General features: G+C 30.7%; 23 protein-coding genes and 1 pseudogene. 5 read left to right on the top strand and 19 right to left on the bottom strand.

What is annotated here, in order from left to right:
• Window positions 1-57: 57 nt before the first annotated feature.
• Complete coding sequence (locus tag AAA926_RS09305) at window positions 58-1,464, bottom strand: zinc ribbon domain-containing protein (protein WP_338212383.1); 1,407 nt, start codon at window positions 1,462-1,464, stop codon at window positions 58-60.
• Between the two features lie 14 nt (window positions 1,465-1,478).
• On the bottom strand, window positions 1,479-2,330 hold the full coding sequence (locus AAA926_RS09300) for a zinc ribbon domain-containing protein (protein ID WP_338212382.1): 852 nt from the start codon (window positions 2,328-2,330) through the stop codon (window positions 1,479-1,481).
• A 309-nt stretch (window positions 2,331-2,639) separates the two neighbouring features.
• Between AAA926_RS09300 and AAA926_RS09295 the strand changes: the two genes are divergently transcribed.
• Both AAA926_RS09295 and AAA926_RS09290 read left to right on the top strand, forming a co-directional pair.
• Entirely contained in the window at window positions 2,640-3,602 is a 963-nt protein-coding gene (locus AAA926_RS09295; RefSeq protein ID WP_338212381.1) for a D-2-hydroxyacid dehydrogenase, read from the top strand.
• Between the two features lie 25 nt (window positions 3,603-3,627).
• Entirely contained in the window at window positions 3,628-4,878 is a 1,251-nt protein-coding gene (locus AAA926_RS09290) for a hypothetical protein (RefSeq protein WP_338212380.1), read from the top strand.
• 207 nt (window positions 4,879-5,085) lie between these two features.
• Here the strand turns inward: AAA926_RS09290 and AAA926_RS09285 are convergent, their stop codons facing one another.
• From AAA926_RS09285 to AAA926_RS09270, 4 genes are all read right to left on the bottom strand, one after another.
• Window positions 5,086-5,829 carry a BspA family leucine-rich repeat surface protein gene (locus AAA926_RS09285; protein ID WP_338212379.1) on the bottom strand — a complete coding sequence of 248 codons (744 nt, stop codon included), beginning with the start codon at window positions 5,827-5,829 and terminating at the stop codon, window positions 5,086-5,088.
• Between the two features lie 116 nt (window positions 5,830-5,945).
• Window positions 5,946-6,698: a hypothetical protein gene (locus AAA926_RS09280; protein ID WP_338212378.1), complete on the bottom strand. Its 753-nt coding sequence runs from the start codon at window positions 6,696-6,698 to the stop codon at window positions 5,946-5,948.
• 38 nt (window positions 6,699-6,736) lie between these two features.
• Window positions 6,737-7,447: a uracil-DNA glycosylase family protein gene (locus AAA926_RS09275; protein WP_338212377.1), complete on the bottom strand. Its 711-nt coding sequence runs from the start codon at window positions 7,445-7,447 to the stop codon at window positions 6,737-6,739.
• Window positions 7,448-7,660: 213 nt separating this feature from the next.
• Entirely contained in the window at window positions 7,661-8,167 is a 507-nt protein-coding gene (locus AAA926_RS09270) for a hypothetical protein (protein WP_338212376.1), read from the bottom strand.
• Between the two features lie 286 nt (window positions 8,168-8,453).
• On the opposite strand from AAA926_RS09270, the gene AAA926_RS09265 reads away from it, so the two are divergent.
• Window positions 8,454-9,110 (top strand): hypothetical protein, encoded by a 657-nt coding sequence (locus tag AAA926_RS09265; RefSeq protein ID WP_338212375.1) that lies wholly within the window; start codon window positions 8,454-8,456, stop codon window positions 9,108-9,110.
• 572 nt (window positions 9,111-9,682) lie between these two features.
• On the opposite strand, the gene AAA926_RS09260 is transcribed toward AAA926_RS09265, so the two are convergent.
• The 6 genes and pseudogenes from AAA926_RS09260 to AAA926_RS09235 all read right to left on the bottom strand — a co-directional run bounded on the left by AAA926_RS09260 (window position 9,683) and on the right by AAA926_RS09235 (window position 14,269).
• Entirely contained in the window at window positions 9,683-9,976 is a 294-nt protein-coding gene (locus AAA926_RS09260; RefSeq protein ID WP_338212374.1) for a HigA family addiction module antitoxin, read from the bottom strand.
• A gap of 16 nt (window positions 9,977-9,992) precedes the next feature.
• Complete coding sequence (locus AAA926_RS09255; protein ID WP_338212373.1) at window positions 9,993-10,277, bottom strand: type II toxin-antitoxin system RelE/ParE family toxin; 285 nt, start codon at window positions 10,275-10,277, stop codon at window positions 9,993-9,995.
• Between the two features lie 241 nt (window positions 10,278-10,518).
• Window positions 10,519-10,924, bottom strand: a pseudogene (locus AAA926_RS09250) (replication protein); the annotation flags it as partial.
• 186 nt (window positions 10,925-11,110) lie between these two features.
• On the bottom strand, window positions 11,111-11,941 hold the full coding sequence (locus AAA926_RS09245; RefSeq protein WP_338212372.1) for a matrixin family metalloprotease: 831 nt from the start codon (window positions 11,939-11,941) through the stop codon (window positions 11,111-11,113).
• Window positions 11,942-12,251: 310 nt separating this feature from the next.
• Window positions 12,252-13,088, bottom strand: a complete 837-nt coding sequence (locus AAA926_RS09240; protein WP_338212371.1) for a matrixin family metalloprotease — start codon at window positions 13,086-13,088, stop codon at window positions 12,252-12,254.
• Between the two features lie 311 nt (window positions 13,089-13,399).
• Window positions 13,400-14,269 carry a matrixin family metalloprotease gene (locus AAA926_RS09235; protein ID WP_338212369.1) on the bottom strand — a complete coding sequence of 290 codons (870 nt, stop codon included), beginning with the start codon at window positions 14,267-14,269 and terminating at the stop codon, window positions 13,400-13,402.
• A gap of 186 nt (window positions 14,270-14,455) precedes the next feature.
• Between AAA926_RS09235 and AAA926_RS09230 the strand changes: the two genes are divergently transcribed.
• Window positions 14,456-15,094 carry a hypothetical protein gene (locus AAA926_RS09230; protein ID WP_338212368.1) on the top strand — a complete coding sequence of 213 codons (639 nt, stop codon included), beginning with the start codon at window positions 14,456-14,458 and terminating at the stop codon, window positions 15,092-15,094.
• Window positions 15,095-15,642: 548 nt separating this feature from the next.
• Here AAA926_RS09230 and AAA926_RS09225 read toward each other — a convergent pair.
• The 5 genes from AAA926_RS09225 to AAA926_RS09205 form a co-directional block, all read right to left on the bottom strand.
• Window positions 15,643-16,797: a hypothetical protein gene (locus AAA926_RS09225; protein ID WP_338212367.1), complete on the bottom strand. Its 1,155-nt coding sequence runs from the start codon at window positions 16,795-16,797 to the stop codon at window positions 15,643-15,645.
• Window positions 16,798-16,827: 30 nt separating this feature from the next.
• Entirely contained in the window at window positions 16,828-17,559 is a 732-nt protein-coding gene (locus AAA926_RS09220; RefSeq protein ID WP_338212366.1) for a hypothetical protein, read from the bottom strand.
• Window positions 17,560-17,632: 73 nt separating this feature from the next.
• A complete protein-coding gene (locus AAA926_RS09215) occupies window positions 17,633-18,202 on the bottom strand; it encodes a hypothetical protein (RefSeq protein ID WP_338212365.1) in 570 nt (189 codons plus the stop codon).
• A gap of 36 nt (window positions 18,203-18,238) precedes the next feature.
• Window positions 18,239-18,784 carry a hypothetical protein gene (locus AAA926_RS09210; RefSeq protein ID WP_338212364.1) on the bottom strand — a complete coding sequence of 182 codons (546 nt, stop codon included), beginning with the start codon at window positions 18,782-18,784 and terminating at the stop codon, window positions 18,239-18,241.
• A 33-nt stretch (window positions 18,785-18,817) separates the two neighbouring features.
• Window positions 18,818-19,075, bottom strand: coding sequence for a hypothetical protein (locus tag AAA926_RS09205; protein ID WP_338212362.1), 258 nt, complete (start codon window positions 19,073-19,075; stop codon window positions 18,818-18,820).
• Between the two features lie 237 nt (window positions 19,076-19,312).
• Here AAA926_RS09205 and AAA926_RS09200 point away from each other — a divergent pair, with 237 nt between their 5' ends.
• Window positions 19,313-19,495, top strand: coding sequence for a YlcI/YnfO family protein (locus AAA926_RS09200; protein ID WP_045927578.1), 183 nt, complete (start codon window positions 19,313-19,315; stop codon window positions 19,493-19,495).
• Between the two features lie 644 nt (window positions 19,496-20,139).
• Here the strand turns inward: AAA926_RS09200 and AAA926_RS09195 are convergent.
• Together AAA926_RS09195 and AAA926_RS09190 are read right to left on the bottom strand one after the other, a co-directional pair.
• A complete protein-coding gene (locus AAA926_RS09195; protein WP_338212361.1) occupies window positions 20,140-21,786 on the bottom strand; it encodes a hypothetical protein in 1,647 nt (548 codons plus the stop codon).
• A 17-nt stretch (window positions 21,787-21,803) separates the two neighbouring features.
• A complete protein-coding gene (locus AAA926_RS09190; RefSeq protein WP_338212360.1) occupies window positions 21,804-22,649 on the bottom strand; it encodes a hypothetical protein in 846 nt (281 codons plus the stop codon).
• Window positions 22,650-22,934 lie beyond the last annotated feature (285 nt).

Below are 22,934 nucleotides of genomic sequence, written 5' to 3'. Positions count from 1 at the left end.
ATGTAAACTTTTAATTTTAGAATAACAGTTCAAATAATATTATCCGTTAATAAGTTGTTAATTGTCGTATTTTTTATCACTAATTATTTTGCCGTTACCAATTGATTTAATCTTTTGACTGCTGTCATCGCTGTCGCCAGTTTGTTTGAAAAGTCCGCCAGTGTATAACATCACTTGCTTATGTTCAAAATCATCATGTTCGAAGGTGTAAGTAATCTTGTAAGTTACGCTGCTACAGTTATTTGGCGCCGGAGTAATCGAAACTACAGAACATTCCATATTATAATCATTAATATCGTCATCATTATCAAAACCAGAATCTTGAGAATGCAGTTCCTGATAGCCTTTATTTTCAGCTCCACCAACAAAGTCATCTTCATCTGGAGAAGTAAAGTCATTTTCTAAAAGTTCTTCAGCATCATCTTTACTAATTAAGCCGGGCCATTCGGGTTTAATGACATTACTGCTGCTATCATCGTCATCTTCAAAGCCCATATCGTCATAATCAACAGACTCTGATTTGATAGATTTACCATCAACTTTAGTAACCACATAGATCTTCATATCATCAGTTACAGGGTAATCTTTAAACACTTTCGCGCCCCTTTTATCAAGATTGCCTACTTTTTTATCATTGATGTAAATCGTGGCAGAAGGGATACTTTTAATCATGAAATTAACAGTTTTAATGTTCATGTTAATTTCTTTATTAGAAAAAATAGTGGTACTTTTATCGGCAGATAACTGGTGACCAGAGGCAACTGATTTTACTTCAATGTGGTATTTACCCGGAAATAAAGGAGCAATTTTTTTATAATAGTCCTCACCGCTGCCGTCAACGCCACCAAATTTTTTATTGTTGACATAAATAGTAGAATTGGCGTGATTAGTTCTAATCTGCGGTGTATAAGTCTTTAATTGCAAACAATATTTGGGGAATAAAAGCAAATAACGACCGCTTTGGACCAAGCTGACGTTTTCATATTCATTACCGTATTTAAAAGCATCTGCCATTTTATCTGCTTCAACGTAGTGTTCCGCATAATATTCCTGAGTCGGCTTTAAAGCTGCCGTTGTCACACGAGCATTAGGATTTTCAGAAACTACGAATTGGGCTAAATCAGAATGAGGATTCTTCAAACTGGCTGCAATTTGATTAATCTGATTATTTCTTTGATAGTGATTAGAACCCCAAGCATAGAATGCCGCAAATGCAACAATCAAAACTCCCAAGCAGATTAACAAGACCTTGTTTCTTTTTTTCATAGGCTGATGCTGATGGACTGAGCTCGCCGTAGCTTGTGGCTGATTGACAACTGGCTGCGCTGCAGTATTTCTCTGCTGACTGCGATATTCTTTTCTACTATGTAACGTCTGAGGCAATTTTTGACCACAGTTAGGGCAAAATTCCGCATTCGGCTTTACCTCTTTACCACAATTAGGACAAAATTTTTTATCATTCATTTCCTTCACTCTATCTACATTGAACCATTTTGCATTGACATAATTTGATTGATGATTGAATGGACCATGGAACTATAAATAATTGAATCTAAAATCATCAGACATACAAAGATAATGGCAAAAGCAATTAGGAAGCCGAAAATTTTATCATGCACTGCTCCCTGATCACCAAATAATATAATATGCTGGCTTGCAAAGAATAAAGCTAGCATTATAATAAATACGGCTATCACAAATTTAATACTATTTAGTCCTAAAAGCATTAGTAAAAAGAATGCGGCAGAAATAAGCAGATTGAAGTTGCAGGCATGGGCACCACGATTGATAAACTCAAAAAAGCCCAGCTGTCTGTCATAGACATACCGATAACCAGCATAAAAGCCGCCAATGACTATTGCTTCAAATATCACCAGCACCACAAATATTTCCAGCATAATGTTAAAGGGAACATGAAAATTTTCCCAGCCATTAATGTTGGCTCCCATGCGATTGGCCCAGTTAATCAGGGTACTTACAATAGTATTGGCACAATAATATAGACCCAACACAACAAAAGCATCTTCAATCAAAATGGTCAACCAACCGTACCAACTTGCCACATTAGGACTACTGGTGCCTGGATTGCGCCAGGAATCAACACACCATTGCCAGTAATTTTGAAATTGATCTCCGTAATTAACTGGCTCACTGGCAGCTGGAGGCTGAGGTTCAGTTTGTTTTGACTTTACTTGGGCAGTGTTTTCAACTAGATTAGTAGGTGCCTCTTCTACTTTTTGTACACTAACATTGCGCAAATCATAACCGCAAGACGTACAAAAATTGACGTCTTTTCCCATTAAGGCGCCACATTGAGGACATTTTTTCATTGATAACTCCTTCTTAATTCCACTATTTTATATATTTATTTACTACTTTAATTTTATACCACTATTTATAGATTATTGCATGGCATAAAATCCATAAAGAAATAACATACTACCACTATTTAATTAGCTCATTGCTAGTAATTGTAAGATATTACTAAAATGCATAATACAGGGTAATTTTAAAATTATTTATGAACACTGTCAAATACTCTTTTAATCACCATCTTACTACAATCTTATAATATATAGTTACGCCGGCAATATGTAGTAAACTATAAGGTATAGATATATTATATGTGAGGTTGAATTATGAAAATCGTTAATTTGGATAGTTATGCTCTAAATCCAGGAGACCTAGATTGGTCACCTCTTAAAAAACTAGGTGAATGCACCTTTTACGATCGTACCCCAGTGGACGATGATGATGAAATTTTAAAGCGGATTGGTGATGCTGAAATTGTTTTGACTAACAAAACGCCCCTTGACGAAAAAGTCCTTAAGACTGCGCCCAACATCAAATATATTGGTGTGACTGCTACTGGTTATAACATTGTAGACACCACTGCAGCTCGTGAAGCTGGCATTCCTGTAACTAACATCCCTACTTATGGTACTGATGCCGTTTCCCAATTTACTTTTGCATTGCTACTTGAAATTACCAGTCAAGTCGGTTTACATAACAAATTAGTCCATGAAGGTCGCTGGAGCAGCAATCCTGATTTTACTTTTTGGGCTAAACCGCTAATGGAATTGAAAGGTAAAACGTTAGGACTCATTGGCTTCGGTCACATAGCTAAAAAAGTGGCAGAAATCGGCCATGCTTTTTCTATGAATGTGATTTTTTGGAATCATCGTCCTAAATCCGACTTACCTGATTACGTTAAGCAGGTTGAACTTGATCAACTTTATCAGCAAGCAGATATTATTAGTCTACACGTACCACAAACACCGGCAACTACCGAAATGATAAACCAAGAAGCAATTGCTCAAATGAAAGATGGCCTCATTTTAATTAATACTGCTCGGGGCGGTTTAATTAATGAAAAAGACGTCGCTGATGCTTTAAATGAAGGTAAGATCGCTGCAGCTGGAATTGATGTTGCACAAAAAGAGCCAATTCCTGCTGACAGTCCACTTCTTTCTGCTAAGAACTGCTACATTACCCCTCATACTGCCTGGGCACCACGCGAAACCCGCAATCGTTTGCTGGGAATTGTCGTTGAAAATCTGCAGGCATTTCTAAAAGGTGAAAAATTAAACGTCGTAAATTAGTCTAGAGCTTAAAAGGTGACAAACAATGAGTTGGCAAGAAAAATGTAAAAAAGATATTGAGGACTTTATTTCTAGTATTAATACAGATATGTTAGAAAAAAAGGAAAATTATACTACCATTATTTCCATTTATAATAATTTTGAAGTAAGGTTTCAGTATCCTAAAGATAAATTACTTAAGATAGTAAATTTAATAATAAAAAACAAAGAGATGTACTATTACCAAGCCGAGGAAAATCTATCGAATGATATTTTAAATATAATTAAAAAAAATAGGTTTATAAAAAATGAATCTATTGAAGAAGTTACAAAAAAAGTAATTAAAGCAATAAACGCAAGTCCTCAAAATTTTTTATGTTTAATTCCTGTCTATGGTATTGAACAAATAACAAATTTGAAGTTTAGCAATCATATTTCTTTATGCCCTGCTAAAAATAAAGATCATACGATTATAAAATATTGGCCAGATTATTCTACTCATTTATTTGAATCTGAAAATGCAATAAATGATTTTGCTTGTGTTACAATAAACAATACCTATAAGTTCTCAGTTATAAACAAAAGTATAGAATATCTTAATACTATTTTTAACACTTTTCAGCTTTTGTGGGGAGATTTACTGAATCCACTTAATATTGGCATTAGTTACAAAAAAACAAATAAAAACATGCTCAATCCCTTTTTCGTCTTAACAAATAAACAAAAAGATTGTTTAATAGATTATCCGGAATATATACATGTAAGAATATCAAGAGACATATTAACCGATAATCAACTAAAGATATTAAGGGCCATAGGAAAAATAATTGATAAAAAAATTGAAAATTTCGAAATTTCTAAGGTTGAGCAAAACATTTATATTGCTGTCAATTATATTGGATCAGCACTAACAGAAACTGATAGACTAAAAAGAATTTTAAATTTTATGTCTGCAATAGAAGCACTTATAGAGCAAAAGCATCTTAAAGTGAAAGGCAAAAAAATTAGTATTACTCGCCAGATCACTAAAATTAGTACTCAAATTTTGGAAAAAGATAAAGATAAAAAGACAAGAAATGATTTTGAAAAAAGAATGAAAAAATTATACGGCAAAAGGTCCAATCTTACCCATGGTGAAACAGAGTATGTGACTTTCGATGATCTAGTTTTTATTAAAGACGTCTCTATTGAGCTATGCTTATTTTTTATAAATATGGCTGACGACTTATCGAAAAGAACTTCATTAGAAACTTTTCTAAAAGAGCTTTACATAAACTCTAAAGTTGATAAAAATTAAATCAAACTATTTAATTGTGTGACTTGATCTTTATGAATTGTCGTAAGCTTAAATTTGGTAAGAATGAAAGTTCATAATTAATTATAAGTGACTAAAATCTAAATCAATATAATAAAAACCTTTCAAACACAATTTCACTAGGAATTGTGTTTGAAAGGTTTTTTGTTTAAAAAGATTTTATATTATTACATCAACTTTATCTGAGGCCTAATCGTTATCTTCATCAAAACCAATAATTTTGACTTTGGTAGTATCAAGGCCATCAAAGATTTCATCAGATAGTTTTACTCCCCAGCCTGTCAGATTAATTTCTTTTAAAGATGTATCACCTGAAAACATATTTCTTTCAAAATAACGATCAAAAGAACTTACATCCCAACTACTTAGGTCAAGCTGAGTCAGTTTTCTATCGTTAAAAAACATATAGCCGGGATTTTCAACTTTACCAGTATCTACCTTATCAAGACCAGCAATGTCCTGTAACTTATATAATCTAGCAAATAAATATTCGGAATCACTTGATAAAGCAATATTGCTATCAATACTTATATGTTCAATATCAGAAGGCTTAAACATATTTTTCTTAGAAACATGTTTCTTAGCATTATAAACGGCATCATAAATCGGAGTACTACCTAATTTATTACTATTTACACCTTCTTTAATATGCAAGGTTTTAGTACTAGGATCGAACTTCAAAATACAATCATTGTCTTGAGAGTATTTACTAATATTAATCTTTTTATTAACATTAGCAGTTTTATGGCTAGTTACCGGCTTCTTAACCTTCTTCTTTGCTTTTGCGCGTTTCTTTTTTTTGGCTTGAACATTTTGAACAAGATCTGCTTTCTCAGGAATCACATTAATAGCAACTCCGCCCAAAATGCCTGCAATTGCAGAACTAACTAGCAACTTACTGGTGAATTTTTTGATATTATGATTAATTTTCATTTTTCTTTCCTTCATAAAAAACTATTTCTTTAACCATCACTAATTTTATATCTTTTATGCATTTATTTTCAATAAGAAAAGACATAAAGCCAATCATTTCGTACCTAGTTTTACTCTCAATTGTATGAATCCAAATCTTTAAAATCATTCCGGCTCCATAACCACAATGGATTTTGCAAGTCGGTTGGCACAAATTCTGTTCCCTGCAGTTCTTTTGCCCAAGCACTAATCACATAAGTTTGCACCTTAGTGCTTTCCATCTGTTCTTTAGTTATCAAGCCTAATTTGTAACTTGCCCTGATTACATGCCTGTCTGCAGCAATATAAATATTATTAGTATTTTTTAAAGGAATAGCAGTGTATTTACTGAGAACATACAACCAATAGTTACAAAGCTTATTACCAGACAAATACGGAAACTTTTTCTTGGCATCTTTTTGCATAAAATGCCTTATTTTATTCACATCATTATCCAAGTTGCTAGCGAATTTGATAATATTACCGTCAGAAAGCTCCATAAATGTCTGACATAGTTTAAGCCAAATATCTGTTTGCTTGTTCTTTTGCAAAGCAAGCCGATACTTAGTCAAAGCTTTTTGCAATGCTTCATACTCAGCAGTAATCACTTTTGCCGGTATAAAAACAAAACTAGTTTTGGGATCTTCATATGTCTTCAAGGCACTTTCCCACAAAGTATAGGAATTTCTCTGATAGTTTAAAGCCATTGGCAACGTGAAATAAAGCGCATTTTCATTGGAACTTGGATCTAGGTGGGGGTTGCTATCTTCAGGTAAAGTAGTATCACCTAAATCGCCATTTTGGTACATTTGATAAATTTTTCTTGCTTTTTTAAGAATTACATCAGACATAAATTGCTGACCTCACTTATTTTTCAAACTAACGCTTATTATTTATACATCAAAGCATCCAAGTATTTATGCAAATATTTCTCTTTTTCTTCAGGATGATATTGTGTAATAAAACGAGGATGTTCAAGTGGAACTATTTTTTGAAAAAAGCGCCACTTTTTATTAATTTTGCTTAGTTCTTGATAATTTTGACCACTCCCAATGCAGTAGCAAACGGAAGTATCAGTTCCGAAGTTAATTTGCGTTTTAAGCGCGGAAATTATAAAAGAAGTTAGTATATCTTCAACTCTCTTGTTTTCATAATAATTGCAATTTACTTGGTTACCCTTGGAATTGGTCTTGCAAATGCCTAAAGGACAAACAAAATTGAGGTAAAAATCATGATAAAACTTGGTCCTTCCACCGTATTTATCTATGACTTCATTTAAAAAATTAGAAGCAGCATTATTAACATGAAAATTTGCTATTGCAATTCCTGTTTCTTTCTGGAGATTTGAAGCATCTTCAAAGGGAACTCCTGTTATTGCTGATCCTCTTCTCGCTGGAGAACTGCCCAGTATCAAGCGCCGCTTGTTGTTGTCATTGAAATATTTGTGATAGAAAATTTGGATCATTTGTAAAATTTGTTTTTTATTTCTGCCACTATAAGGATTAATTATTTTATATGGTTCAGGTAAATTAATTTTTATATTATCTAATTCCTGATCAAATTGAAAAACTTTATCTGAAAAAGTTTGTTTTTGTTTCATAAATGCCAGCTATCCTATTAAGTTACAAAATTATATAAGCAAATTATAGTACATACGTTCGTAGCAATGCTAATTTTTTTAAAAATTTGAATAAAAATAAAGGATTGGTCATACGTTTTTAGACTAATCCTTTATTTTTATTATTTAGGCTTACCTTTATAAAAAAATTTCCTAGTAAAAAAATTACTTTATATTTTATTTCTTTTAATATAATTAATCGTCATCTTGATGAAATTCACGAGTATATCCGTAATCATTCCATGAGGTATCCTCTACTGCATTGTCATCAATGGAATCCATTTCGGAGATAGATAATCCTGTATAAAAAACTTTGCCATCATTGTCTTCTTTTATTCCAATAGCTTGCTCTCTATACCTGTCATCTACCGGATCTACAATTCTTACAACGTATACATAGTGGTTTTGAACTCTAAATACATAAGTACCAGATTCTTTATTAGCCATTAATATAATATTGTGTTCTGATTGATCTGTGTGTCCTTCAACCAGACCCTGATCAATCTGATTTAAAAGGAATATTTTATATATATTTTTATCATTCTTATCACACCAAGCCATTACCTTATCTGGAGAACTTTCTCCAGTTGGAATCCAGGGCTTTACTTTTAACAGAAAGACAAAACCAAGTATACCTAAAATTATAAGTATCTTCCAAACTGTTCTCAATTTTTTCCAACTTGAAATAAATTTCTTATACATTACTAGCCCCTTTAAAAATAAGTTCCACAATGTTGGAATCAAATTATTAAAAATGTTTAATATAAAATCTTTTTAAACTATATGTTTTATTATATTCTTAAGACTTATTAACGACAAATACTTTTTAGTAATACCGCTACTATTTGCTTACTTTTTAAATTTAAAATCTATCATAAAAGCAATTATTGTTAGTAAGTTATAATTAAACTATCATGTAAATCATTCTTTTATTACTTTATTTAAAAACTTTTAAGTTATAAACTAATATTTGTAAGGAGCTTTATGTATGAGAAAATATAATTTTACCAAAAAAATTGTTTTATTTAATATTAAAATATTGAGCATTATTTCAATTGTAGTGACAAGTATATTATTATTTTCAGTATCACCACAGCATTTATATGGTATACGAAGTGTGCAAGCTTCAACCAATAATAAAGTGGTGAATGCAAAAAAAATTAATATACCAAAAAAATGGCAAGGGCACTGGTACGCTTATTATGGAAAAAATATATTTGCATCAATATATTTATATTCCCATGGTCTTTCATGGTTGAACTCTTATGGCAGTTATTATCATTATAATCCTAAAGATTCATATTCTTCTCTGTGGTCTTTTAGCAAAGTCAAGGGCACAAATAAGTATCCTTGGCAAATGTCAGAAAAATGGAAAGAGAAAAATCTTTACGGTAATCATCTTAAAAATGAGCAATATAAAGGAAACTGGAAAAAGTTTCATGGTAGAAAATGGTTAATGCAGGGATCAAGTGGCGATAAATATTACTTACGGGCATTATGCCTATATCATTTTAGAAAAAATGGAAAAACCTATAAAGTTTTATTAGGGTCAGGGGATGAAACAAGTAAAGTCTATTTTAGCAGTAAAAAATTGGCTAAAAAATTTAAAAATTATTCATTCTCCAATATAAAGAGACCTTTGTGATAATTTTTATTTAATTAGATTTTTTAATAGTATTTTTTACTGATTTATTTTGGACTAAGTTATAAACCTGTAACCAACATTGAGAAGTATTGAACTCTTGCCAATGGTTTTTTATTAAAAGTTAAAAGTACGTTAGAGTCAGAGAAAATTAATGCAGCTCTAATGGTTATGTTCGGTATTAACAAGGTTTGGTAAGATACTAAAGTTGCTATTTTAGCAACAGTTGAGACAATTCCGAAAATAATTCTCATAAAAATCAAAAAAGTCAAAGCTAACTCATTCCGACTTTCTTTTTACTCAATTAATTTTTTAAAGTAAGTGATCTTAATCTAGAAAACATTCTTTTGGAGAAACAGAAAAATACTTTGCAATTTCACCTGTTACTTTCAGTTATCTCGTCTAAACTGTTAACAGCTTAGCACAAGGATAAGTCATCAACAGGATAAATTATGGAACCAGAAAAAGACCATTCATTAACTTCAATCAAGTCATGAATGATCTTTTACTTTTAAGCATATCTATATGTATTGATGAATCTTTTTACGAAAAAATATTAAAAATCGTTTTCTTGATTAAGAAGATTGATACTTTTTAATTTGATCGTACTCTTTACCCTTTTTTGCTTTCGCATTACGAAAATCTATATCTTCCTGCAAATTTAGAAAATATTTGTCACTCATTCCAAATATCCTTCCTAATCTAATAGAAGTATCTACTGTTATTCCAATTCTGTCGTGCAATATATTTTGAATTCTTGAAGTTGGCACACCTATTAATTTTGCTAGCTTATATGCTGAAATTTGTAGCGGCTTCATAAATTCTTCTTTTAATATTTCTCCAATTGTGGGTGTTGGAATTTTACTCATTTTATTAACCTCTCAATTAGTGATAATCAACAATTTCTACATTTGTAAAAATACTTTGCTTCTTAACAAAAAAGCAGATTCGATATTCTTTATTAATTCTAATACTATACTGTCCGGCTCTATTGCCGCTCAAGCATTCAAGATGATTAGCAGGTGGCACTCTTAAATCATTTAAATTATTAGCTGCATCTATCATCATCAATTTGCGTAAAGCTATTCGTTGTATTGACTCTGGCAATTTTTTGGAAAAGTTCCCATTATATATCTTCTCAGTCCCTTTATCTGCAAAATTATATATCATTCTTAATTCCTATATCTGTTAATTATACATTTTCTTTGTGTACATGCCATTTATGTAGGTAAAATCTAATAATTGAAACAGTTTTTATTCTAACTTTATATACGCAAAACATTTCTAGATTATCTTACGTTTTTATCTAATTATCTATATTTATTCATATAAGTAAGAAATAAAAACCTTTCAAATGCTGTCATATTATGACTTATTTGATAGGCTTTGAATTATTTAAAATTAGCCCATAAACAAAATCTTCTGGATCCTGATCAATTAAAAATTTTTTCCAAATCAAATCCTGCGCCACTTTTAATGTCGTTAATATCATACGGCGTTTTATCAGGGTTATCTGCATGAGTAAAATAATCGTACATACCCTTAGGCGACATTATTACTTCAACATGTGTTGGACCATTTAAAACACCTTTTACCATTTCAGATACCTGCGAATAGCTTTTTAAATAGTCAAAGTAAAACGCCCCATGTTTATGAACTTTTTTAATTTCACCTGTTTTGGAATTAATATCCTTATCATTCCAAGGACTTAAAATAAATGGTACATGTAACCCTTCCAATTTATTAAAATAGTCTTTTGGAGCACTATCTTTATATAAAAGAAAAGCCCATTTACTTGATCTAATTTCTTTTTTCATTTAAATCAACCTCCTATTAATATGGAGAAATAGTGCCATGATTCTCGGAATTTTTTATATCTTTTTTATGTTAATAGTTTTTATAATAATTAATTTTCTTTCTACATGTTTGTAGTTAAAATTAGCAACATAAAAAAACCATACCAGCAATAATTACTGATATGGTAGTTATATTGTCAATAGAGATTAGTTTTGGTAAAGAAGCGCTAAACGATCTATGTAGTCTTGGTCGATTTTAGCATGTGTTGGGTCAATAATATCTGTGTTTTTAGTAAATATTGTTGGATACATTATGCTATTTTTGTTATTTGAAGTATGTTCTAATCCTAATGCGTGTCCTAATTCATGAAGAATTGTTTTATTTAATTCTAAATCATAGTTTTCATTACAACGTTCGATTATGGTTTCATTTGATAATTGTATAGTAGCGTGATCTATTAAATTAAGATTTTTATACATTTGATAAGTTGTTGGCATTGTTGAATAACCTAGATACGTTTTTTTTGAAGTGGTTAAAGTTATTGTTATATTAGCTTTTTTTGTAGTTTTTTCTAAAGTTATGATATTTAAGTTATTAATTTGCTTTGTAGCATCTCCAATTATTTGCTGTTGCTTTTGTGTTAAGCTGTTATCATTATACGTAATTGTGGTTTTTGCCCAACGAATTCCATATAAGTTATTTTTATTAAGAATATTGTCGGTAAAATTTCTAATTTTAGGAACGTCATAATTTGATTTAGCCTTTTGAACTTTTTGTTCTTTTGGCATGTTAAATTGTTGCCGTTCTTTTTTAGACATTTTGTGTCCGATGTAACAATGTTTCTTTTTGTTATAAACGTAAGCATAGCCAAATTTAAATTGGCTTGAATTTTTGGCGGTTACATAGTGTTTCTTTTTGGCTTTCTTAGCTTGAATAGTTGTAGGGGTGGCTACGATTGGTATAGTTGTTCCGATTAAAGTTATTAATGAAAGCAAGGTTACAGCTGATTTTACTAATTTTGATGAAATTTTCATCATAAATTTCTCTTTCTATGCCTTTAAAAATATGATTATTTTAATTCTATGATATATTATTTGTTGAATTTTTTAAACTGTGATTTCTTTTTAAAATAAAAGTTTTAGCTTTTACATTGACTATAATTAATTCAATAATAGAAACAGTTGATGTCATTGTAATTAAGGCTAAAAAAGTGATGATTGTTGCTTTTAACTTTTTAGTGAACTTCATGATAAGTTTCCTTTCTAAACTATATAGTGCTGCTGTTAGCAACATAAAAAACCATACCAGTAATGGTTACTGATATGGTCAAGATATTGTTAATAAAAATTAGTTTTGGTAAAGAATAGCTAAACCATTGATGTAGTCTTGGTCAATTGCAACGTGAGTTGAGTCAATAGTATTGACTTTTTTGATGAAAAATGTTGGATACATTATTTCTGATTGGCTTGTATTGTGATCCAAACCCAATGCGTGCCCTATCTCGTGTATTGTAACTTGGTTAACAGTTAATTTATAATCATCACCTGTTGCTTTATTTAGTTCACCAGTGTATAACGTTACGATATTTTGTTTGTAAACAAATAAGCCATTATACGTTTGACCTGTACCTTCTGTTTCAGTATAGCCTAAACGTGGTTCTTTTGGTGATTTGTTTGCTAATTTAATTATAATATTAGCGTTTTTCTTTTTTGTTTTTATTAATGTAACTATATTTAGTTCATTTATTTGTTGTATTGCGTTTTCAACAATTCTTTGTTGTTCGTTTGGCAATTTATTATCATTATATGTAATAGTTGTTTTTGCCCAACGGTCACCTGATAGATTGTATTTATTTAAAATGTGATCGGTAAAATTGCTAATCTTGGGAATGCCATAATTTGATTTAGCTTTTTGAATTTTTTGTTCTTTTGGCATGTTAAACTGTTGACGTTCTTTTTTGGACATTTTGTGTCCGATGTAGCAGTGTTTCTTTTTATTGTAAGTAAAGGCATAGCCAAATTTGAATTGGTGCTTGTTTTTGGCGGTTACATAGTGTTTCTTTTTGGCTTTCTTAGCTTGAATAGTTGTAGGAGTGGCTACGATTGGTATAGTTGTTCCGATTAAAGTTATTAATGAAAGCAAGGTTACAGCTGATTTTACTAATTTTGATGAAATTTTCATCATAAGTTTTTCTTTCTATGTTATTAAAAATAATGATTGCTTTAATTCTATAATATATTATTTATTAAATTTTTTAAACTGTGGTTTCTTGTGAGCAATAACGATTTTTGCTTTGGCATTAACTGTTGTTAGCTGAATAACAGAACCAGTCGGTGTCATTGTGATAAGGGCTTAAATGGTAATGATAGCTGCTTTTAGTTTTGTAGTGAATTTTATAATAATTTCCTTTCTAATTTATAGCTTGTTGTTGTTAGCAACATAAAAAACCATATCAGTAATAATTACTGATATGGTCGATATGTTGTCAACAAAGATTAGTTTTGGTAAATAACAGCTAAAGCATTGGTGTAATTTTGGTCAATGGCAACATGAGTTGGGTCAATTAAATTATTGTAATCAATATGTTGAACAGCGTTCATGATATTGGTTTCATTATTAGTAGTATGTTCTAGTCCTAGAGCATGTCCTAATTCATGTATTATTACTTGGTTTAATTTCAACTCGTAATTACCTTTTGCGTTTCGATTTAATGAAGGATTGTATAGCTCTATTGTTGCAGTTTCTGTGATGTTAAGGTTTTTGTATGTATCACCGGTACCTTCAAGATGGGTATTGGCTAGAGCTGTTCTATCCTTTTCTGTTTGAACAATGGTTATATTTGCTTTTTTAGTTGTAATGGTTAAATTAACAATTTTTAAGTTATTGATTTGTTCTATTGCATCTTTAGCAATTTGTTGTTGTTCGTTTGTTAAGTCTTGAATGTTAACTGTTATATCAGTTTTTAACCATCTGTATTTTTCTAAACTATAATCTGCAATTATGTCTTTAGTGAATTCTTTTACTTTAGGTACATTGTAAGTGCTAGTGGCTTTTTCAACTCTTGGCTCATCGGAATCAGTGGTTGAAGCATGGTGTTTCTTCTTTTTATGACCAATGAAAACACCTTTCTTTTTGCTGTAAGTGTAGCTGTAACCGAGTTTGAATTCATCGTAGTATTTAGCAATGACGTAAGCTTTCTTTTTAGTCTTTTTAGTTTTCTTAATTTTCTTGTGATGTTTCTTAGCTTTAGCTGAAACAGTAGTTAAATTAGTAATAGTGGTTGGTGCAACGGTTGCGCTAGTAGTAATAAGTGCTAAAGCGGCAACGGCAATTTTGATGAATTTTTTATTTAATTTGATGTTCATGATGCATTTATTCTTTCTCAACATAATTGATAATTTAAACCATACTTCCCTCAATATATCATTACTGTCAGACTTGAAACAAGTGTCAGCAAGATTTTTTAATGCTTATATTGCTTAATATTAAAATTAGAAATAAACTTGTATCAAATGTTGTACGCAAGCTATAAATTAACGGAGGTAGAATAAATGAATATCAATCAAATAAAACGAAATTCAATAAAAGTTAAGCCCAAACTTAAATGGTTAACTTGGGTTTTAACTATAGGTACTTTAGCTGGAGCTATTGCAACAATACATTTTCAAAGCTCGTATTCTATACAAACAGTAAAATCCGCAAGCAAAAAAGATATTGACGAATTTAAAAATTTACATGTTAGCCCTAAAACCTTTCCTAAGAAAATGCGTGGTACTTGGTATTCATGTTCAAGTGATGACAATTCATTAACAAAAACAGTTATTACTAAAAATAAGATGACTTATCGATATAAAGATGGAAAAGTGACAAATTCCCTTCATGTCTATAAAAAACATAGTCTTAACCCTAAGAGTAAGGGATATAGGCATAATAGAATTTCATGGCTTTTTCTTAATTATGTAAAACCTGTCAAAGAAAAAAATAGGTATTATGTTGTATATAGAGGCTGGAATCAAGTCCTTGGAACTAATGTTCATTATAATGTTTCAAAAATAAATGGCCATGAAATTTTAACTTTATCTTCGGGTTTTTATGTTTCCGATCATTCTTATAAATCAAAGAAACTAGCTTTAAAGTATAAACAAAAGCACTATCATAATTTTATATATCATAAAATTGCAACGGATTAGCAACCAGCAAAAGTCTGTTAATCCCTAGTTAGTCCAACTATTTCTGCAATTATTTAATAACAAAAATCAGCCTTGATTTACCTTCGTAAAACGTTGATAAATCAAGGCTAATTAATTTAAACGATTTTTCTGAATATTAGTTGCTTATTAGAACTTGGAAATGAACTTTTATATAAAAAACAACTAATATTCGATGAATTGTTAAAAACTTTTTTACTAATTCTTATTACTCCACTTAGATTCTTAATGATAAACTGCTTGCTTTAGCCAATGTTCTACCTCACAGGCAAGTAAAAGCACGTCCACCAGGCAATTGATGAAATGGCATTCAAGCTTTTCTAAGCTTATATAATAGAGTTGTGCTGAAATTAAAATATTGGCATAAATCTTTGCCGTTTAAAATTTTCATCTTTATTCTCCTTATAATAGAAAGCTCACTACTACACTGCAACCTAAATAGAGAGAAATAAAAATGCTAACTTAGAGCATAAAATGCAACCCAAAGGGGCCTGTTGCAAAGCTAGTTCTGGGCTGGTTTATGCTTGTCACTATGGAAACATAGAATAGCTATAACCATCAGCATAAGTAACAACGGTAGCAACATGTTTTTTACCCTTATAAAATTCATAAAAAGTGCTACGCCCATGATCAGGTTCGCCATATACACTAGCTAGATCCCCATTATTATAGCTTCTCTTTACTTTGGCATTTTTTGGAACACCAAGTTTACGTAAAGTCTTTTGAGAAATTTTAATTCGTTTTTTACTCATTCGCCAAGAGTCGGCTTTATCGGCTTTTAATATCCCAATTTTATTTTTGAGTGATTTACGATATTTTTTAACATTAGTTTTTGTACTAAAACTTGCTAAATATTTATCTGCTTTTTGATAGAGTTTAATAGCCTTATTGATCGACTTTTTATTATAGGTTGAGTATTTTTCTCCTTTTTTGACAGTGGTATTGTAATATTGTTTAATTTGTTTTGCTAATTTTTTCTTTTCTAATTCTGCAGCAGTTTCAGTATGAATAGTTTTAAGATCTAAACTGCCATCAGCTTTTTTGGTTACTTTTTGCTGATTAGATAAAGTATAGTGTACTTCGTTAAAGTTATAAGTTTCTGCTGTTATATATGCATCCTCAGGAATATGCAATTTTTTCAAATCATTTACACGTAAGTACAAATTTTTATCAGTAATGTTCTTAGCACGGTCTTTATCATAAACAAAGTTTTCAGTTCCTGCAACATACTTGGAATTATCTTCACGTACTGTTCTTTGAGCCGCATTAATTCTTTGTTTCAATTTCTTAAGAGCCGTGAGATATTTTGAAATTTTAAGACCCTTAACTTTCTTAAGAGAATCTTTTTCACTGTCTAATTGCTCAATTCCATCATTTATAGCTGCTTTAACCTGCGAGTTTAAATCAGATATATTGCAAGCTTTTGTGGCCGTATCATAGAATGATTTTAAAAGTTTATTATATTTTTGCTTCTTTTTACTACTGACTTTAGAACTACTTAATTCAAGGCAATGGTCATCGAGATCGTTTCGGAGCTTACTCATTTTTTCTAGAGGTTTTTCTACCGGATCAATTACAATTTTCGCAGCATATACGATAGAGGTTGTTTTTGTGTAACCAAGCATTGGCATTATTGTAATTGTGCATGCAAACAGCACTTGCAACAATTTTTTATTAATTTTCATGTTTAGTTCTCCCATAAAGATAAACACTTTCTACGTCCAATTAAATTCCATTTCTCCATTAGTATCTTTAGTAATTGTCTGATCATTAGAAAGTTTATATTCTATACCACTAAAATTTGAAAATGCATACTCATATGTAATATCCGCAACCTTAACATCTGCTGGAATCTTGATGTGCTCAAAGTCTGCCAACTTTTTTAAATCATCTTCTCTTAAATACAGATTCTTCTTTTTGAAGATTTTTTGTTGATGTTTAGTTAATGAAGTTTGATAATCCAAGCCGTCAAAAAGTTTTACCTTAGGAGAATTATTCGCAATTTCCGCTTTTCTAGCTTTGTTGATTTCCTTTTGATATTTTTTCAAAGTTTTTAAATACTTTGAAGCTTTAGACCATGTACATATTTTTTTACAAAGTTTGATAGAATCGACCGCATCATTAACTAAACCATATGCACTAATTCCTAATTTATTCATCTTAGGATATGTTTTAACTACTATTTTGTAATATGCTTTGATGAGTTTATCAGTTTTTCTTTTTTGTTTAGCGGATACTTTTTTTCCTTGGTGCATTCTATAATCTAAGTCATCACCATAGTCGCCCAGCTTATTCGATACAGTATCAGCTATATTACCCATGTCAAATTCTTTTTGTGCTCTTTTAGAAAGAATTTCAGCAGAAACAACTTGCTCAGTAGCAACTACGGGCGTTATTAACGTCGAACACGCAATAGTTAGCATTATCAATTTCTTAATACTTTTCATTAGCTTTTACCTCCCTGTAATTAACTAAAATAAGGACCCGCAAAGAGTCCCTATTTATCACCTTATTAAAAATCTACTGAATAGATTCTTTAATTGTTTTCTTCAAAACCTTTTTACTTAAGTGACATTTCTTTAATAAAGCCTTGCCAATCTTTTTTGACGTGTTCTTGCTAAATAAACCCCAATAGCGCTTTACTGTTCTACCTGGATGGCGATAACCAATTAACAAAACACGATACTTTTTTCCTTTGTAAGAAATGTTCTTAACTTTTTCATTATTAACATCTTTTACAATTTTCTTTGATTTCTTATTCTGTATTGTTTGAATCAAATCGTAATTATTCTTACCCAATTTCTTATATTCAGTTTTAATGCATTCATTTTTGGAATCTTCCCTACTATTCTCATAAAGAGTATCAGAGTATGCCTCACCAGCATCAATGCTTTTTTTAGTGCCTAATATATAGAAATAATTTGAGTCGTGTTTATTTAAGTCATACCATTTACCTCTAAGTGCTTTAGGTGGATCCTGATACTGCCCGTCGGCATTAACTGTTTGTTCTTCATTCTTATTAACAGTTGCAGCAGTGGTAATTAAGCCCACACTAGCCACTAGCGTTATTAAAAACTTTTTTATTTTCATTGCCTTGCTCCTTTACACTAGAAAACCTTTGAATTTTTAAATACTTTTCAACACATATTTCAATTCAAATTTACTTAAATGACACTTTTTCACTAATTTTCTAGCATCTTTTTTACTAATTCTGCGATTAAACATTGGAGTATAGGAAATATTCTCACGTTCACCAAAGTCGTCCCTATATAGAATTAAAACTTTATATTTCTTATTTTTAATGCTTGCTTTTTTAAGCTCAAACGTTCCGCCCATGAACGAACTCTTACTTCCGTCCTTGTTATGCTCTTGGTTTGTTAATTTATATTTGTTTTTACCTAATTTTTTCCATTTAGCAACATTTTTTTCAACCTCAAATATTCCTTGACCCCATCCAATGACTGACGAAACGGATTTTGTATACTTGTTCCCTGGCTTTTTTTCACCAGCATAATACCATTTACCACGCATAAATTTAGGCGTGTCCATATTCGATTCATACTTAATTTTTGCTGCATGGACTGTTTGTACTTGACTTGTACTAATACTGCCAGCACTTGCAACTAAACTTAAACTTGCAACTAATGCCACTATGGCTTTTTTTAATTTCATAGTTTTCTCCTTTTATTCTTTTATATGAAAATCCTATTTCAAAAAATCTGATACCTTGACACCATTCATGATAGTATCTGGTGTTAAGTCTATTTCTTCAAAGCCGCCCCAGCCAGAATACTCAAACACAATTTTATCGTCTGACCAGAAATTTTTTTGTCCAGTAACCTTCTTTACATTCTTATATATTTTAGTACCGCTAGCTCCGCGAATAACGATTACCTTATTGTCACCACTTTCCAAAGTAAGATCCACTTGGCTCGCATATAGTTCTACATCAAAATTCGTCATCATTTTTCTCCTCTAGTAATCCAAAACTTACTAGTGAACAAACTAGGTAATAATATTCTATTTTTCACAAATTATATTTCTGTATATTTTTCCTTAATACGGTAAACATATTGTTCATTTAATATTACTTAGTAATTCACCTCCCTTAACTAGTAGTCGTTGATTTGTCTTGCTTTATGCAATGCATATTTATTCTGGATTACTCCTTACAATTATTCCATACAGGAGGTGAACAAATTGGCATTTCAAATTAGATCAAATCGAAAAGAAACTGAAAATAAGACGATTCGTTTTCCATTGAGTCTTATTAAACAGATAGAAGAAGCAATTGAAGGAAAAGACGTTACTTTTTCTAGTTTTGTTATTCAAGCATGTGAATACGCTCTTAGTAATCTAGAAGATACATCCAAGAAGAAATAACTGGATTTCCTATAGTTCTATTTTACATTTTACATTATATTTTGCAATATTAAATATATTGCAAAATATAATTTTTATTTGTTAATTATTAATCAGTTACTGCCACATAAATACTATTCATATTATCTAATCGTATATAAAATTAGTGCCTTATGGCTTTCTCATTGCTAGCCAGGGCACTGTTTTAATTTTTATTTTAGTTTTTATCCACTTTAAAGACTATATTTATATTTTTGTTGAGAGCTAGTAATAATATTTGTACATGCTCATATTTTTTCAAATAATGGACTGTTTAAAATGTTAAACAATAATGGCGATATGATTTGTTTAATAATCTAACTAAAATAATTTGGGCACAGTAAAAGCAGACATAAGGCTTACTATGTCAATCACAATTCTGAACTCAAAGAAATGGCACACAGGAATTTTTGCGTGCCATTTCTTTTACCAAATTAAGTATGAATTTTAACCCCACATACTTTATTTGCTTATTCATATCAGCTTCAGTGAAACCTATAAGTTTTCATATACATTGCAATAAACTCATTCTTTTTCTCCTTAAGCAGTATATTGATACTCAATAAGTCCAAATGCCGGCAATTTTACCAGAAAATTCTTCATGTGTTATCATTTTTATCTTTTCGTTAATTGAATTTGTTAGTCTTGTTTTCTTTCATTTTCTGATTAATTTCTTCAAGCTGTCTATTTTGCTCAGCCAGTTTTTGATTTTGCTCCATTAACTGTTGTTCTAACATTTGCGACTGGTTTCTAGCTTCTTCAGCTTGTCGTTCTGAATTCTCTATCTTTGCTTGAGCTACCTTTCTTTCTTGTTCTGCAGACTGTCTTTTATATTCGGCTTCTCGTTCTGCAGCTTCAGCAGATCTTCTTGCTTGTTCTTCAAGCCTTTGATGGTGCTTCAAGTTTTCTAACAATTCATACGCTTCCTTGAAATCATCAGCTCTCTTTGTCTCAACGAAATTAACCAATTGAGTAACATCATTAGCTCTTTGATATTCACTTGGAATTATACTAGCAAAATTAAACTCAAACTCGTGTATCTTATAAAAAATATCAAGCTTTTCTTGACACTCATTTTTTATCATATTAATTTCTTGATTTTTTTCTTCATTTAAGTTTTTAAGCTTATCGTCTTTATCTTCCTGAAATTTATTAAACTTTTGTTGGTACACAAAGTAATAAATTATGTATACAATAAGTACAATCCAAAAAATTTTATTAATAACGCCCATAAAGTTACGAATTGGAGGAATAATCTTTAAAGCTTGAATTACTAGCCATGATAGGGGCCAGCGCCACCAACGTATTTGAATAAGTTTTTTTGAAAAAGTACGTGCTTGTTCTGCAGAAATTTGCGAATCAAAATCTGCATTTACTTTGTTTGATGTTCTTTGATACTGCTCAGCAATTGATTCATATTTTTCTTCAACTTTTCGATACTCATTCATTTTTGTCAACTGAATGGCAGTATTCTCATCAAGAGAATACTTTTTGGCATTAGCTTGACTTTTATCCGCGATACTCTGATTATCATTCACCTTCAACGCATCATAAAGCTCTTTGCCTCGCTGCTTGATAATATCTGTAATTGCTAAAACATACTCTTCAAATGTTGCTTTATCTGATAAATTTTGGAGTGAAATAGTATCTTCTGCAACTCTTTTTGTAAAACTCCATAAGTAATTCTTATCTAGAAAATCGGTAATACTATCAAATCTTTTAAAATAATCTTTCTGAGATAGAATGGCTTCCTTTAATTTATCAGTTTCTTTGAAATCATTATTATAAAAGTCAATCAGTACATTTAAAAAATCATCAAAGAAATCATTGTACGGCTCTTGAGCTCTCTTAGGATTAATTCCACCTTGAACTGGCAAGACAAAGAAATTTCCTAATTGATAATTATTACAGAGTTGATAATATGATTTGCCATTTTTATCAGTTTGTTCAAACTCGAAAATCTGGTCATCATTATGTGGCGTACATTTTTTTATAATGCTAATAATTTCTAACTGTGTTTTCCTGTCTAGAAAACGATAGTAATTGCCATAATACTTTTTTACCGCTATCCGATAGGTATTTAGCGTATCACCTGCATGCCTTTTTTCATCAAACCAAGGAAAAAGTTTATGATAAATACTATTTGTTAATTCTGTTCGATCCGCTTCTTCCCCTTGAGTTAAAAAATCGAATCTTACTGCCTGTTCCTCATTTAGAGATAAAAAATCTTCTAAAGTTATTTTATTAATTCCAGAATAGTCTTTAAGTTTCATTACACACCTCTAATAAATCACTTGTCTCTTTGAAATAAAAAAAATTGACTCAAGTTTCTATAATAAATCATTATCCGTTCCTTTCTAATGTCAGCAGTATTATGAATTCGACCATGTACTCCATCATTTTTTATAGAAAGATTTCGCGGATAAAAATAAAAACCCCACCACATCAAATCACCAGCATATGCAGCAAGTGCTCCTTTAGCTTCTCTATTAGCCTTTGATGGAACTTCAAACTTTAATTTACGTTTAGACTTTTTAATACTTTTATCAATTGTCAACGTTTTACCTCGGATAAGTTCATTTTGTCCCATAAACATCTTGTTCTTAGTAATTTTTAGATTCCGAATATCATTTTTATTCAGCTTTCGCCAAGTAGGTCCCTTGCCGTCATACCGATTATTTGCATATCCAACTTGCTTCCATACGCCAGCAATGCTAGAATAATTGCCTTTTCTAATTTGAGCTAAATTCATCTTATGGCTTAGCTTGTTGCTAACTGCCTCAACTTTATGAGGAGCATTGTTATTACTATTTTTTTGAATTGTATCTTTTTGCTTTACTTTTTTGTTAACTTGAACAACTTTTACAGAACTTCCATTAGAGTTAGTCTTATGATTTGCTCTGCATCCCTCGAACAAACTGCTACATATTAGTAACCCAATTATCATCTTTATTTTTTTATTCAAAATATCTTCAACCCTTTTCGTTTTACACCTCGCAAGACAGTTTAAGAATATAACTGTCTTGCAGCTTATATGAACAACGCCTTTTGTCATTACATACGCTTTGACATTCAAATTGTCAGTCATGATGAGACAAAATCTTAAAAAATGGAAAATAAATCTGTTAGATTTCATCTCTAGTCTTCTGAATTAATTATTTCAGCATGCGAAAACGCATTTAAGCATATGAAATAATAATCAAGAATATATCCACTTCTTCAGCAATTATATTTTACTATTTGCATTGCAAAATGCAATGCAAAATAAAAATGTGAATAGTATTGTAGCTTAATTTAAATGTATTGTTTTTGCTAAGGAAAAACAATACTCTGTTTGAGGCATATCAATTGGCACACAAAAAAGGGGTTATAAATACCGTTATATCAACCTAAAAGCCTACCTAAAAGTTTTTATCAAGAA

The organism is Lactobacillus juensis (assembly GCF_036246285.1).
Lineage (GTDB): Bacteria > Bacillota > Bacilli > Lactobacillales > Lactobacillaceae > Lactobacillus > Lactobacillus juensis.
The sequence above is the reverse complement of the archived record's forward strand: the minus strand, read 5'-3'. Positions and strand labels throughout refer to the sequence as shown.

Excerpts from the sequence above, each read along its gene's own strand:
- AAA926_RS09305 (WP_338212383.1), bottom strand. The coding sequence starts at position 1,464 with ATGAATGATAAAAAATTTTGTCCTAATTGTGGTAAAGAGGTAAAGCCG.
- AAA926_RS09300 (WP_338212382.1), bottom strand. The coding sequence starts at position 2,330 with ATGAAAAAATGTCCTCAATGTGGCGCCTTAATGGGAAAAGACGTCAAT.
- AAA926_RS09295 (WP_338212381.1), top strand. The coding sequence starts at position 2,640 with ATGAAAATCGTTAATTTGGATAGTTATGCTCTAAATCCAGGAGACCTA.
- AAA926_RS09290 (WP_338212380.1), top strand. The coding sequence starts at position 3,628 with ATGAGTTGGCAAGAAAAATGTAAAAAAGATATTGAGGACTTTATTTCT.
- AAA926_RS09285 (WP_338212379.1), bottom strand. The coding sequence starts at position 5,829 with ATGAAAATTAATCATAATATCAAAAAATTCACCAGTAAGTTGCTAGTT.
- AAA926_RS09280 (WP_338212378.1), bottom strand. The coding sequence starts at position 6,698 with ATGTCTGATGTAATTCTTAAAAAAGCAAGAAAAATTTATCAAATGTAC.
- AAA926_RS09275 (WP_338212377.1), bottom strand. The coding sequence starts at position 7,447 with ATGAAACAAAAACAAACTTTTTCAGATAAAGTTTTTCAATTTGATCAG.
- AAA926_RS09270 (WP_338212376.1), bottom strand. The coding sequence starts at position 8,167 with ATGTATAAGAAATTTATTTCAAGTTGGAAAAAATTGAGAACAGTTTGG.
- AAA926_RS09265 (WP_338212375.1), top strand. The coding sequence starts at position 8,454 with ATGAGAAAATATAATTTTACCAAAAAAATTGTTTTATTTAATATTAAA.
- AAA926_RS09260 (WP_338212374.1), bottom strand. The coding sequence starts at position 9,976 with ATGAGTAAAATTCCAACACCCACAATTGGAGAAATATTAAAAGAAGAA.
- AAA926_RS09255 (WP_338212373.1), bottom strand. The coding sequence starts at position 10,277 with ATGATATATAATTTTGCAGATAAAGGGACTGAGAAGATATATAATGGG.
- AAA926_RS09245 (WP_338212372.1), bottom strand. The coding sequence starts at position 11,941 with ATGATGAAAATTTCATCAAAATTAGTAAAATCAGCTGTAACCTTGCTT.
- AAA926_RS09240 (WP_338212371.1), bottom strand. The coding sequence starts at position 13,088 with ATGATGAAAATTTCATCAAAATTAGTAAAATCAGCTGTAACCTTGCTT.
- AAA926_RS09235 (WP_338212369.1), bottom strand. The coding sequence starts at position 14,269 with ATGAACATCAAATTAAATAAAAAATTCATCAAAATTGCCGTTGCCGCT.
- AAA926_RS09230 (WP_338212368.1), top strand. The coding sequence starts at position 14,456 with ATGAATATCAATCAAATAAAACGAAATTCAATAAAAGTTAAGCCCAAA.
- AAA926_RS09225 (WP_338212367.1), bottom strand. The coding sequence starts at position 16,797 with ATGAAAATTAATAAAAAATTGTTGCAAGTGCTGTTTGCATGCACAATT.
- AAA926_RS09220 (WP_338212366.1), bottom strand. The coding sequence starts at position 17,559 with ATGAAAAGTATTAAGAAATTGATAATGCTAACTATTGCGTGTTCGACG.
- AAA926_RS09215 (WP_338212365.1), bottom strand. The coding sequence starts at position 18,202 with ATGAAAATAAAAAAGTTTTTAATAACGCTAGTGGCTAGTGTGGGCTTA.
- AAA926_RS09210 (WP_338212364.1), bottom strand. The coding sequence starts at position 18,784 with ATGAAATTAAAAAAAGCCATAGTGGCATTAGTTGCAAGTTTAAGTTTA.
- AAA926_RS09205 (WP_338212362.1), bottom strand. The coding sequence starts at position 19,075 with ATGACGAATTTTGATGTAGAACTATATGCGAGCCAAGTGGATCTTACT.
- AAA926_RS09195 (WP_338212361.1), bottom strand. The coding sequence starts at position 21,786 with ATGAAACTTAAAGACTATTCTGGAATTAATAAAATAACTTTAGAAGAT.
- AAA926_RS09190 (WP_338212360.1), bottom strand. The coding sequence starts at position 22,649 with ATGAAATCTAACAGATTTATTTTCCATTTTTTAAGATTTTGTCTCATC.